Raw genomic sequence first — 13,013 nt, 5'->3', positions numbered from 1 at the left:
ATAATAAGACTATATAACCTAAATATAGTATTTGATAGTATTATTTAAAGATGCTAGCGTATATGAGCATGTAATTGTTTATGTAGGTTTATCAACAATATTTTATTTGTGGGCAAGCAATTAATATAGATAGCCAATCAAATAAACGGGTGATTTAATGAAGCTAAAATATTTTAGCCTACTTCTTTGCATGATATTTTTATTGATAAATGCGGGGTATGCCTTGGAGTATAAATGGTCATCAACGATACCTATTGAATTTGTTCCACTTTCAAGTATTCATGATAAAAGTGAATTAGATAATTATCTTTCTAATTCCAATATAGTGTTGTTTTATATGGATGATGATTTTATTAAAAATCCTAAAAATTGGATATTGTATGAGTTAAATATCACAGAGGTTGAACCTGATAAGATACCTGATTATGGAAATTACACCTATCTAAACAAGAATAACATATTTACCATATATCCAAAAAAATATGTTTATAGAGATAATAGCGGAGCTCTCATATATAGCACGCCAAAAGAATTCAATAATTCCAAATATAAAATAGAACATATAACTCCTGAAAAACAATATATTCCATCTAAATTACCTGATTTGGATGGATATGCATATATATCCAAAAATAATGTATGTGTGATATATCCAGAAAAATATGTTTATAGGGACAACACCGGAGCTCTCATATATGTATATTCAAAATATGAAAATAATGATAATTATAATAATAACAATAATAGCTACAATACCAACAACGACAATAATGGAGAATATAAATTAATATACGAAAGCCCAAAATATGTGCCAGATTATTATAACTACGCCTACATAAGTAGAAATAATGTATTTATTATTTATCCAAAAAAATATTTATATATGGATGATGACGGAGCTCTTATATACAACCCTCCTGCAAATCCTCCTAACGAAGAAAAAGTATATAATATAAGCACAAGATTATTGGATGGAGAAAAAGGCATATTTGAAATAAAAAATAAAAAAATCTTAATTACTCATCCAATATCTAAAAATGATAAATCTATATTGGATTTTATAGGACATTATGTTTCAGAAAATAATGGAACATTTGTTTATATAAATAAAGCTCCTCCTTATTACAAACATGTCCTTATAAATGGAGTGGTGGTTCAAAAAGCAGTTCCCGATAAAAATGGAGATTATGTAGTAGATGTTGCAGGAAGAAAAATAAAAGTTGATTTAAGAGATGATTCCATAATTAATAAAAAAATAAAAACATTAAAAGGTATATGCAATATTTTAAATGCAAATCTAACCTATATATCCACAGGTTCAGAAAATTTAAAGGTAATTAAAGAAGAAAATCCTGATAAGGATGAATTAGACACATTGTTAAATGATTACTGGTTTAAAAAATGGTATCAGGGCGAATATCACCATACATATTATGTCCCTTCAAATATCAAAAATAATTACAATATTAAGCATTTAGATGTATTGGCAATGAGTTATTATCCTATAATTTATGTGGATAAAGCTCCCGAAACCTTTAAAAATGACCCCGCAGATGGTTATTATCCAGAAACTATAAATTACAAAGGCACCGATGAGGTAGGATATTGGGAAAAGGGGACAAAATCCAATAATAAATATTACCACTATGATGAGAATGAACCTCATTGGAATGATAATAATAAATATACAAGTAATTGGTATTATGAAGGAAAACCTGTATTGCCCTCAGAAGATTCTGCAATGAATGATAAATATAAATATTTTAATCACTGGTTTGTTAAAAATTACGGTTATGCAGTGAGTGAAGGTGTCAATGGATTATTGCTTACCTCCAACGATAAGAACTTGGTTGATGCAGTATTTGGAAGAGATAATGATAACCTATCGTGGAAACTCGATATAAAGAATAAATTAAATTATGTTGTAATTCCAGATTATAAAGGATTCTCAGAAGAAGATAATATATCTATAATAAAAGTTCCTGGATTGACCAACAACGAAATATACGGCATGCATCATATAGATGAATACTATATTCCTCCAAAGGATGAAGAATTTGGAGTATATGTAGCAGATATTGTAAAATATGATACTGACAAGATATATGCCTTAAAAGACAACTATACTTGGATTTGTTCATTTAAGAATTATGCAGATTGGGCAGATAACTACTTACATAGTGATATAAAAACAGTGAATAACAGAAATAATAGCGATGTAATTGTAAAATCAAATAAACCTGTAAAAATAACCATTTACAAAAAGGGATTGAATATATCATCATTCAATAATAAAATGTCCATAGAAGAATATAATAGAAATTTAAACAAAATTATAATATACACTAATGGGAGCTCAGTAATAAATTTGAATTAAGTTATAACTTAATAATATCTAAATTAATATATCTGGATAGGTGATTTTATGAAATTAGGATTTTATAATATCCAAGGAGGGACTGGAAAAACCACCATTGCTGCAAATATGGCATATTATATTAGCGATAGGATAAAAACTATATATATAGACTGTGATGTATATGGAGGAACTGGTGCATTGTTATTTGGACTCGAAAATGAGCCTAATACATTAAATACATATCTTGATGGAGAATGTGGTTTGAATGATATTATTCATGAATACAATAATTTATCCATTATTGCTTGTGATACAACCCCAAATGCCTTTAATACAGATATGGACCAGAAAAAATTTTTAGATGTTATAAAATTCGCAGATGAAAACTATGATGTAGTTATACTAGATTTACCTCCTAATATAACCGAAAATAATCTGCTATTTTCCAGTGAGAACATATTTAACAAAATAATAATAGTGGCAGAGGACAGCATTCCGGGAATTGCAAATACCCTAAAAACTATTGAATTATTAAATGCTCTTAGTATTGAAATTGTTGGTATTATTGTAAATAAGGACAGGGGCATTGTGGATTTTGAGGGAATATTGGATAATGTCGTGGCCATTATTCCATATGATAAAAAAGTTGAATATCAATGGTTGGATGGAGTTCCAATTGTGGAAAAAAAATCATCATTTAGTAAAGAGCTAAGTTTTTTGGCGGATGAGCTAACTGAATCATATATAGAAAAAGATTTGGCTACACTAAGGGCTCTAAAAATAGCAAAGGAATTTAGGGGTTCAATTATTGGAAAGGATGAGAACAATGGTAAAGATATAGATAAATTTTAAGGATAATGCTAATATTTAATTAAAATAATTAAAATAATTGAATAAATTATTATGAATAACTTATTATTTATAAAAATTTGATTAATATAAATGGTGAAATAGGTGCTAACAAAAAGAATTATTCCATGTTTAGATATAAAGGAAGGAAGAGTTGTAAAAGGAACAAATTTTGTTGAGTTGAAGGATGCTGGTGACCCAGTAGAGCTCTCAAAAATATACAATGAACAAGGTGCAGATGAGCTCGTATTTTTGGACATTACGGCATCTTATGAAAAAAGGGATATATTGATTGATTTAGTTGAAAGGACCGCAGAGCAGGTATTTATCCCCTTAACTGTTGGTGGAGGTATAAGAACCGTTGATGATTTTAGAAAAATACTTAGAGCAGGAGCTGATAAGATATCGATAAACACTGCTGCGGTTAAAAATCCAGAACTTATCAAGAATGCCAGTGAAATATTCGGTTCTCAGTGTGTGGTTGTTGCCATCGATGTAAAGAGAAACTACATAGATAAGGATAAACTTGAATCCAAAGAATTGGGGGATAAAAATATTATAAAGATTGATAATAAATACTGCTGGTTTGAAGTTTATATATACGGTGGTAGAAAGGGAACTGGTATTGATGCTATAAATTGGAGTAAAGAAGTGGAGGAGCTCGGTGCAGGAGAGATACTATTAACCAGTATGGATGCAGATGGAACAAAAAATGGTTATGATATCCCATTAACAAAATCCGTATCCGCAAGTGTAAAACTTCCAGTAATAGCAAGTGGAGGTTGCGGAGCTCTTGAACATGTCTATGATGCATTTGAATATGGAAAGGCAGATGCAGCACTAATGGCTTCAATATTGCATTATAGGGAATATACTATCCAAGAGATAAAAGAATATTTATTAAAAAAGAATATTCCTGTTAGATTATAATAATATTCAAATAAATTAGCGTGGGTCATAATAATTCGTTTCCATTACCTTTTTAATTTTCATTTATATAGGAACGATTAAATTTGTTTTAATATTTAGTGTTGATATTTAAAGAAAATGCAAAATGACCCACCATATAATATTTAAATAAATTATAAAATTATAAATAGCATAACTAACTAAATATAAAAATTATATTAATCTCCTTTTTTAATTTTAGAGTTTATATGATAATTTTATAACTTTTTCTTTTTTACAGTAATTAATTTTATAATTAGTTTATATTTGGTATATATTTATATATTATATTTTTCAAAAAAATTATTAAATTATGAATATAGTTAAAAATAAATAAAATTATATCTTGTATGATTATTACTAAATAACAACGGAGGAAAATTATGGCAAAAAGTAGTTTAAAATCATCATCAAATGTGGAAAACGCAAAATTTAGGGTAGCAAAAGAAGCCGCTAATCTTGTAAAGGATGGCATGATTGTAGGTCTTGGTTCAGGCACTACTGCAAATCTGTTTATAGATGAGTTAGGAAGAAGAGTGGCAGAAGAGGAATTAAGTGTATTTGGAATACCTACATCTTTTGAATCTAGGATGTTAGCTATTCAATATGGTATTCCATTGGTTTCACTTGATGAATATGGAGAAATAGATATTGCCATTGATGGTGCTGATGAAGTAGATAAGAAATCACTCTGCCTTATAAAAGGGGGCGGAGGTTGTCACACACTAGAAAAAATAATAGACTATTGTGCAAAGGAATTTGTAGTTATGGTAGATGAAAATAAGATTGTAGATTCATTGGGTGATAAAACACCAGTCCCATTGGAAGTTTTGCCTATTGCATATTCCACTGTTTTAAATGAATTATTAAAAAGAAATGCTGCACCCTCAATAAGGATGGCCGATAGAAAAATGGGTCCTGTAATTACAGATAATGGAAATATGATTATAGATGTATTCATCGATTTAAAAAACCCAGAAGAAACTGAAAAAGAATTGAATAGTATTCCTGGGGTTGTAGAAAATGGAATATTCACAAAAGTAGATAAAATTCTTGTTGGAAGTCCTAAAAAGGTCAAGATATTAAGTAAGTAAATAATTAAATATATTTTAATATATTTTAATAGTATATATTGCATTCATATTATTTGATTATTTTAATTTAATTTATTTAGTTTAATTTTTATAGGTATTCTTCTTAATAATTCTGTATGCTGGTGATTAAATGGAAAGTCTTTCAAATAAAAACCCTGGTACATATACTGTTGTAAAAATAATAAGACCTTGCAATAAATTTCACGAGCTCGGTATAATTCCAGGTTCCAAAATAACGGTGATATCTTCAAACAAAAGAGGACCACTTCTTATAAGGATAGGAAATTGTAAAATGGCGATAGGGAGAGGCATGGCTGATGCTATACTTGTGGAATAATACATATCCATATTACTTAATTAATCTTATATTACATCAATTTTTAATTATAATTAAACATTTTAAATTAAATAAAATGTAAGGGACAATATGAATAATGATAAATTAGAAACTAAAATAAATGGTTTAGAAAATCATAAACCATTCAAAAAAAGCAAATCCATTGATATCGTTAAAAAACCTTTTAATTATATATTAAAATATTTTATTAAACAATCATGTTGCTTCTGTTTAAATAAAGACAGATGCGAAACATATCTAAAATATCATAAAAAAAGAGAATAAGAGAATAAATATAAAAACGAAATTAAACAAATGAATAAATAGATGGTGGTGCAAATATGGGCAATGCTGATGGCAATAAACGAATAGTGGCATTAACAGGTCAGCCAAATGTTGGAAAAACTACATTATTTAACTCATTAACTGGGATGAGGCAGGAAATAGGGAACTGGCCAGGGGTGACTGTTGAAAAAAAGGAAGGTTTGTTAAAATACAACAATAAAGAATTTAAAGTAGTGGATTTACCTGGAATATATTCATTAATGTCTAATTCCATAGACCAGAAGATAGCCAGAGATTTTATACTTGAAAATGAGGATGCTATAATTGTGGATGTAATTGATACTCCAAATATTAACAGGAATTTATATTTAACACTACAACTTATAGAGCTCGGGAAATCACCAATATTATGTTTAAACCTTATAGATGAGGCTGAAAAATATGGAATAACCGTGGATGAAAAAAAGCTAAGTGAAAGATTAGGGGGATTACCAGTTATAAAAATGTCTGGAAGGTATAATGTAGGAATAGATGAGCTGAAAAAAGAAATTTATGAATATAAACCTAAAAAACCTTGCAAAATTACATATTCCAAACTTTTGGAGGATGCAATTGAAAAAATTGTTGAAAAAATAGATTCGTATAAGGATTTAAAATTAAGTGATAAATTCAAATCTGTTCCAAAAAGATGGCTTGCAATATCCTTGCTTGAAGGAGACCCCGAGGTTTTGGAAGAATTTAAAGCATTTAACGAATTATTAACATTTGTAAAAAATATAAAGGATGATATTGAAAATAATATAAAACATGATGTTGAGAGTTATGTTGTTGAACAGAGGTATCAGAAATCTGACGAAATTTTAAAGGATATAATGACTGATAGCCAACTGCATGAGGATATCGATACAATAATACTCCATCCCTTTTATGGCTTTGTAATTTTTGGAATTATCATGTATTTAATGTACAGTTTTGTATTTGGAATTGGTGATTTTTTCTCCAATTATATCGATATATTCTTTGGATATGTTGGCGATTATTTAACAAAGATACTTCCCCCAATATATGCTGGATTTATAGTGGATGGTGCATTGTCAGGGGTTGGTGCAGTGTTGGAATTCTTTCCGCAAATATTATTAATCATGTTTTCTCTTGCAATACTGGAAGATTGCGGATATTTATCAAGAGTGGCAGCTCTTATGAATGGTATAATGTCTAAAATAGGACTTGGTGGGAAGGCATTTATTCCATTTATAATAAGTTTTGGGTGTAATGTTCCCGGATTAATGGCTACAAGATTTATGTCAAGTCATAAAGAGAGACTTATTACTTTACTTGTAGCTCCGCTTGTTCCCTGCTCGGCAAGATTTGTTATAATAGGATTTATGGCTTCGGCATTTTTTTCACAATATACCGCTTTATTTACCCTCGGGATATTGGCAATCGTATTTATGCTGTTGGGTATAGTCTCATATCTCCTGAGTAAATTAATAATAAAAGGAGAATCTGAGGATTTTATATTTGAATTGCCACCGTATAGAACGCCTGACTGGAAAAATATTTTAAAAATAACATGGGAAAGAAGCAAAGAATTCTTAAAAAAAGCGGGAACAGTTATTGTGGCAGGTTCTCTTTTATTTTACTGGCTACTGAATTATCCAAGTATTAATAATAGTTATGGAATTGTTATAGGCAAGATATTGGAGCATATTACCTTATGGATGGGCATTGATTGGAGAGGGGCTGTTTCTTTAATGTTTGGAATTGTAGCAAAGGAGCTCGTAGTATCCACAATGAATATTGTTTATGGGGGGCATATAAGCACAGCATTAACACCATTAAAGGCATTTGTTTTCACACTTGTATCGGTTCTTTATATTCCATGTTTGGCAACAGTGGCTACTCAATATGCAGAAACAAGAAGTTTAAAATGGACTTTATTCGCTATAACATACAACCTTTCTCTTGCTACGGTGGTTGGTATTATTGTGTATAATATTGGAAAACTTCTTGGATTTTAAGAAAATTAAATAAAAAAGATAAAAAATAAAATAATAATAAAAAATTATAATTAAAACCAAATAAAATAAAAAATAAAATAAAAATAAAATAAAAAATTAAAATAGTATAAAAAATAAATAAAATGATAACTAATAAATGATAATTAAAATTATAATAACTATAAATGAGTACGCAATAAAAATTAAATATGCTTTTAGAGATGTTAGACTGGTGGGTATTATGGTAGCAACTTATGAGTTAAAATATATGGAAAAGTTCAGCATGTTTGGTTTAGGGATAGAATAGAAGATATTGGAAGAGGTTTAGGGATTGATGGAGTAATTTATAATTATGAAGATGGAACTGTGAGGATTTTAGCAAACTTTGACGATGAGGAGACTAAGAGTTATTTTAAAATAATATAAAATTTTTAGAAAAGAAGATATTTTAAAAGAAAAACTTTAAGATTTTTTATCTCTCATCCATCAACACCATCTACTATACATGCGAGTAATATTTTAGCATTTTTCATGCTTTTGTAAAATAAATAATTATTTTTCATATTTTTTATTTAATCATATAGCAGGGGATAGCATGGACAAAAATAATGTATATGTGGTGATTCCAGCATACAATGAAGAAAAAATGATAGGCAATACTTTAAAAAAATTGAAGAGTGAAGGCTATAAAAATATAATTGTTGTAGATGATGGAAGTAAAGATAACACCTACAACATAGCAAAAGAAGAGGGGGTTATTGTTTGCAGACATATTATAAACAGGGGTTTGGGCGGAGCTCTGGGAACTGGATTAAAATGTGCATTGGAATATAATCCAAAGGTAATTGTTACATTTGATGCCGATGGACAGCATGACCCAAAAGACATTGAAAAGGTTGCAAAACCTATTCTGGATGAAAATTATGATGTTGTAATTGGAAGCAGACTAATGGATGAAAATGAACTAAGAAATATGCCAAAAATAAAAAGAATAGGAAATTTAGGGCTGAATTTTTTAACATACTTGATGGGGGGACATTTTGTCACAGATAGTCAAAGTGGTTTAAGGGCATTTTCAACGAATGCTGCAAAAACAATAATAAAACAGTTAAAAAGTAATAAATATGAGGTTTCTTCTGAATTTATTGTTTTAATAAAAAGAAATAATTTGAAATTTAAGGAAGTTCCTATAAAAACTATATATACAGAATACTCTATGGCTAGGGGAACAAATATCATTACTGGATTTAAAATACTTTTAAAGCTCATAATTCATAAATTGGTTTAATTATCTATATCTATGTAAATATTAATAGTAAGTAAATTAAAGATATATTGCAAAATTGTGATAACATGAAATACCTATTGATATACTCCACAAAGGATTTGGCAGGAATGAATATCAAAAACAATCTAAATAAATTAAATTTACAGGAATTGGAAAAAGATATATACTTTTTTGAAACTGATAAAAATCTCACCGAGCTCTCACAAAAAGATATTCCTAATAATCATGATTACAGTTATTATATATTTCTATCAAGGCATAGAAGTGAAAGCAAAAGACCAACATTTACCGTCCATACATCTGGAAATTTAACCAAAGATAATTCACATGGCGGTAATATTGAAGAGGTATGCCCCTGTGATGCAGTTTTAAATTCTATTTTGCTTAAAAATATTTATAAACACAAATTAAATGAGAAAGAGCTTAATAATTTTGAAATATCCTTTGAAGCTGTTCATCATGGACCTACTGATTTAAATGTCCCGTCGGTATTTGTTGAAATTGGGAGCTCCGAAAAAGAATGGGCAATTGAGAAAGCTGGGGAAATAATGGCAAAATCTGTTATGGATAGTATAATATCCATTAAAAGTCGCAATTATGAAAATTTGGATAAAGTTATTGGATTCGGTGGAGGACATTATGCCCCGAGATTCACTAAATTGGTATTGTTAAATAAATGTTATGTAGGATATATTGTTCCAAAATATGCCAAAATTTCTGAGAATATGCTTAAACAAATATGCACTAAACAGAAATTTGATTATATATTATTTGATTGGAAAGGTCTCAACAGTGAAGACAGAAAAAGATATATTGAATTCTTTGAAAAAAATAACATTCCATGGAAAAAAGTTAAGGATTTGTGTTAAATATTTTTGTATTGGCAGTTTATTTATTGCATATCATAGAATATTATATTATTATATTGTTATTGTTTTATGGTTATATTATAGATTATGTGATATTATGAGAGAGATTCTTACAAAATTTAGAAATGGAGAATTAAGTTTAAATGAAGCAGAAAAAAAATTAAAATTATTTTATCTTGATGAAGTAGAGAAGCTATATAATTTGGATTTTAACAGGAAAAATAGAACAGGAGTTCCAGAAGTAGTATATGGAAAAGGAAAAGAAACAGAGGATATTGCAAATATTCTTTTTAAACTTGCAGAAGATAATGGCACAGCACTTGCAACAAGAGTAAATGATATTGAAGGAGTAATGAAATCGTTAAATAATATAAAAGATATCGATAAATATTACAATATTGGAATTAATAACATAGCAAAAACAATAGCTCTTACAAAAAAGAATTATAAAATAAAAAGTATTGGAAAGATTGGAATAATTACAGCAGGAACATCTGACATACCTGTGGCTGAAGAGGCAAAAGAAGCGGCAAAAATCATGGGATGTGATGTTTTAACGGCTTATGATGTTGGAATTGCAGGCATACATAGAATTACAAAGCCTTTAAAAAAAATGGTAGATGAGGATGTATATTGCATAATTGTAATTGCAGGAATGGAAGGAGCTCTGCCCTCGGTAGTATCATCTCTTGTAGATGTTCCAGTTATTGGAGTTCCAACCTCAACAGGATATGGTATAAAAGAAACTCCTCTTCTTACAATGCTTCACTCCTGTACTCCTGGACTTGCAGTAGTAAATATGGATAACGGTTTTGGTGCTGGAATATTTGCAGGGTTGATAGGTTATAATATATACAAGAGGTTAAATATTCAATGAGATGTTAATATTATTAATTATTATTAAATTGAATTGGATATATATTTTATACATTTTAATTTTTTTAAATATTTTTTAAATATCTTATTTTTAGCAGAATAGGGGATTAAAATGAGTACCAATATTATCGAAGGAACCTTTGTAAAAATGGGTAAAAATTGTGAAGAATTAACTAAAAACTTACAGAATTTTAATGGATATCTAAGATTATCAATAAAAAGGGATTATGGTTTTGAAGAGGGTTATATTTTTTTGGAAAATAGTATGCCTGTGGGTTATTATTACAGCTATAACAATACCGAGTTATTTGGAAACAGGGCAATTGAATATATTGAAGAAATGAAAAAAAATAATAACTGCATTGTAGAACTTTATCAATATGATTTAGATAAATTAAAACTTATGAAAGATTTGTTTAAAGAAATGTTTTTGAATAAACCAGAACCAAAAGTAGAACCAAAAGTAGAAGAAAAAATATTTAGGGATATGGATAAAGATGTATTATGCAAATATCAAAAAATAGTATTAAATATCCCTTCTGGAAAACCTTTAAAAATGGGAATAACAGGAGGATGTGAAGAATACAAAGAATATTTAGAAGATTATAGATTATTGGATGTATTTAAAAAAGATAGTGATGGTAAATTTAAAAGAGCTCATATAATATACCACAACAAAGAGCCCATTTTAGCTTATTATGAGGATAACAATGGAGTATTATTTGGAAATTGTGCATGTGATTTTATTAAAGAATTATTAAATGATTCAGATGTGGTTATAGATATATATGAGTATAATATTGAAAAAATAAATATATTAACAGAGTATTATCCACATAGTAAATTAAAAGAAGACAGTTCAAAGGATGAAAATAAAAATGAGTCAAATGGGGAAGATTTAGATGAGTTTATATATAAATTATCTGAAAAGAAAGAAATAAGCCCTACTAATAAGGATAATGAAGAAAAAGATAATGAACCTTTAAATAAAGAAGAACTTCTAAAAAAACTGGGAATAAATGCACCAAGTGATGATACAATAGATAATATTATTCAGAATGTTGTAGTTCCCGATGCATATGAATTAAAAAATATTGAGAACGAGATAAATGAGAAAATCTCAGAATTCTTAAAAAATCAAGAAGACATTCAAGATTTTTTAATAGATATTTCAGTGGAATACAATCAAGGATATATCTGTAATTGTAAAATTAAATTAAAACCTAAAAAGAAATTTGGACTTATTAAAAAGGATGTGAATGTGCAGTATATAAAGGATGGGATATATAATATATTAAACAATTATATTATAAATATGGATTCAAAAGTATCTATTGAATTACTGTAAGGGCGGTGTATTTTATGGAACTCATATATATATTTATCGTGGCATTAATTTTAGGATTTACCACTACGTTTTTAGTCTGGGAATTAAATAAGGTGGAAAAATATAAGCAGGAATCTAAACAAAAAGAAGAACTTGAAAATGAAATTATAAACGGTTTGCTTGAACTAAAAAAACATACTGTGGATTTTAATAATAAAAAATTATCTGACAAATATGATTTAATGGAAATAGCTTTTGAAAATAATGTATCGGATATAACCATAGCTAATGAGGAAGGTTTGCCTATTATATCTACACTTAAAGACCCCGATGAGGACTCTGCTCAATACAGTGCATTATTTCAAAATATCGATAAATCACTAAATAGTAATTTATTAAAAGTAGCTATTAAATGCGAAGATGGACATAGATATATAATACCTATTGTTAAAAATAATGTTAAACTATATATTGTTGTTAGTTCAAATGGTGAAATTGATTCAGTTAGTGAAAGAAAATTGGTAAAAGATATTCTAAATGTTCTTGATAACTATATTCCAAATTAATTTAATTAATATTTAATATAATAGATTTTATATTATAAAGATATACTTTAATAAAAAGGCAGATGATGATGTTATCCCCGGCTGATAATGATGAGAAAATTATAAAAAACTGATGCCTTATTTTATATTTTATAATTATTAAGTTTTTTGATATTATATAATTTATGTTTGCAGCTATAAGTTATTAATTTAGATATATCGATTAAATAATAAAA

12 protein-coding genes and 1 pseudogene are annotated in these 13,013 nt (G+C 28.1%); all 13 read left to right on the top strand.

Annotation, left to right across the window (positions count from 1 at the left end; genetic code table 11):
- Nucleotides 1-157: 157 nt before the first annotated feature.
- The 13 genes and pseudogenes from METOK_RS02025 (at nt 158) to METOK_RS01970 (ending at nt 12,798) form a co-directional block, all read left to right on the top strand.
- Entirely contained in the window at nt 158-2,377 is a 2,220-nt protein-coding gene (locus tag METOK_RS02025; RefSeq protein WP_048057838.1) for a hypothetical protein, read from the top strand.
- 48 nt (nt 2,378-2,425) lie between these two features.
- The gene (locus tag METOK_RS02020) at nt 2,426-3,211 is read left to right on the top strand and encodes a MinD/ParA family ATP-binding protein (RefSeq protein ID WP_013866576.1); all 786 of its coding nucleotides are present in this window, start codon (nt 2,426-2,428) and stop codon (nt 3,209-3,211) included.
- A 102-nt stretch (nt 3,212-3,313) separates the two neighbouring features.
- A complete protein-coding gene (gene hisF, locus METOK_RS02015) occupies nt 3,314-4,138 on the top strand; it encodes an imidazole glycerol phosphate synthase subunit HisF (protein WP_013866575.1) in 825 nt (274 codons plus the stop codon).
- A gap of 401 nt (nt 4,139-4,539) precedes the next feature.
- The gene (gene rpiA, locus METOK_RS02010) at nt 4,540-5,250 is read left to right on the top strand and encodes a ribose-5-phosphate isomerase RpiA (RefSeq protein WP_013866574.1); all 711 of its coding nucleotides are present in this window, start codon (nt 4,540-4,542) and stop codon (nt 5,248-5,250) included.
- A gap of 130 nt (nt 5,251-5,380) precedes the next feature.
- Entirely contained in the window at nt 5,381-5,587 is a 207-nt protein-coding gene (locus METOK_RS02005; protein WP_013866573.1) for a FeoA family protein, read from the top strand.
- Between the two features lie 90 nt (nt 5,588-5,677).
- Nucleotides 5,678-5,872, top strand: a complete 195-nt coding sequence (locus tag METOK_RS02000) for a hypothetical protein (RefSeq protein ID WP_013866572.1) — start codon at nt 5,678-5,680, stop codon at nt 5,870-5,872.
- Nucleotides 5,873-5,928: 56 nt separating this feature from the next.
- Nucleotides 5,929-7,893, top strand: coding sequence for a ferrous iron transport protein B (gene feoB, locus METOK_RS01995; protein WP_013866571.1), 1,965 nt, complete (start codon nt 5,929-5,931; stop codon nt 7,891-7,893).
- Between the two features lie 220 nt (nt 7,894-8,113).
- Nucleotides 8,114-8,315, top strand: a pseudogene (locus METOK_RS08850) (acylphosphatase); the annotation flags it as partial.
- 152 nt (nt 8,316-8,467) lie between these two features.
- On the top strand, nt 8,468-9,160 hold the full coding sequence (locus tag METOK_RS01990; protein ID WP_013866569.1) for a glycosyltransferase family 2 protein: 693 nt from the start codon (nt 8,468-8,470) through the stop codon (nt 9,158-9,160).
- 65 nt (nt 9,161-9,225) lie between these two features.
- Nucleotides 9,226-10,029, top strand: a complete 804-nt coding sequence (locus tag METOK_RS01985; RefSeq protein WP_013866568.1) for a D-aminoacyl-tRNA deacylase — start codon at nt 9,226-9,228, stop codon at nt 10,027-10,029.
- A 97-nt stretch (nt 10,030-10,126) separates the two neighbouring features.
- The gene (gene larB / locus METOK_RS01980) at nt 10,127-10,906 is read left to right on the top strand and encodes a nickel pincer cofactor biosynthesis protein LarB (protein ID WP_013866567.1); all 780 of its coding nucleotides are present in this window, start codon (nt 10,127-10,129) and stop codon (nt 10,904-10,906) included.
- A gap of 111 nt (nt 10,907-11,017) precedes the next feature.
- Entirely contained in the window at nt 11,018-12,253 is a 1,236-nt protein-coding gene (locus tag METOK_RS01975) for a DUF2226 domain-containing protein (RefSeq protein ID WP_013866566.1), read from the top strand.
- A gap of 14 nt (nt 12,254-12,267) precedes the next feature.
- A complete protein-coding gene (locus METOK_RS01970) occupies nt 12,268-12,798 on the top strand; it encodes a hypothetical protein (protein WP_013866565.1) in 531 nt (176 codons plus the stop codon).
- Nucleotides 12,799-13,013 lie beyond the last annotated feature (215 nt).

This window comes from Methanothermococcus okinawensis IH1, assembly GCF_000179575.2.
GTDB classification, from domain to species: Archaea; AGJL01; Methanococci; order Methanococcales; family Methanococcaceae; genus Methanofervidicoccus; species Methanofervidicoccus okinawensis.
The sequence above is the reverse complement of the archived record's forward strand: the minus strand, read 5'-3'. Positions and strand labels throughout refer to the sequence as shown.

What these genes read in the sequence shown, in the direction of transcription:
- METOK_RS02025 (WP_048057838.1), top strand. Translation starts at nt 158, where the DNA reads ATGAAGCTAAAATATTTTAGCCTACTTCTTTGCATGATATTTTTATTG.
- METOK_RS02020 (WP_013866576.1), top strand. Translation starts at nt 2,426, where the DNA reads ATGAAATTAGGATTTTATAATATCCAAGGAGGGACTGGAAAAACCACC.
- rpiA (WP_013866574.1), top strand. Translation starts at nt 4,540, where the DNA reads ATGGCAAAAAGTAGTTTAAAATCATCATCAAATGTGGAAAACGCAAAA.
- METOK_RS02005 (WP_013866573.1), top strand. Translation starts at nt 5,381, where the DNA reads ATGGAAAGTCTTTCAAATAAAAACCCTGGTACATATACTGTTGTAAAA.
- METOK_RS02000 (WP_013866572.1), top strand. Translation starts at nt 5,678, where the DNA reads ATGAATAATGATAAATTAGAAACTAAAATAAATGGTTTAGAAAATCAT.
- feoB (WP_013866571.1), top strand. Translation starts at nt 5,929, where the DNA reads ATGGGCAATGCTGATGGCAATAAACGAATAGTGGCATTAACAGGTCAG.
- METOK_RS01990 (WP_013866569.1), top strand. Translation starts at nt 8,468, where the DNA reads ATGGACAAAAATAATGTATATGTGGTGATTCCAGCATACAATGAAGAA.
- METOK_RS01985 (WP_013866568.1), top strand. Translation starts at nt 9,226, where the DNA reads ATGAAATACCTATTGATATACTCCACAAAGGATTTGGCAGGAATGAAT.
- larB (WP_013866567.1), top strand. Translation starts at nt 10,127, where the DNA reads ATGAGAGAGATTCTTACAAAATTTAGAAATGGAGAATTAAGTTTAAAT.
- METOK_RS01975 (WP_013866566.1), top strand. Translation starts at nt 11,018, where the DNA reads ATGAGTACCAATATTATCGAAGGAACCTTTGTAAAAATGGGTAAAAAT.
- METOK_RS01970 (WP_013866565.1), top strand. Translation starts at nt 12,268, where the DNA reads ATGGAACTCATATATATATTTATCGTGGCATTAATTTTAGGATTTACC.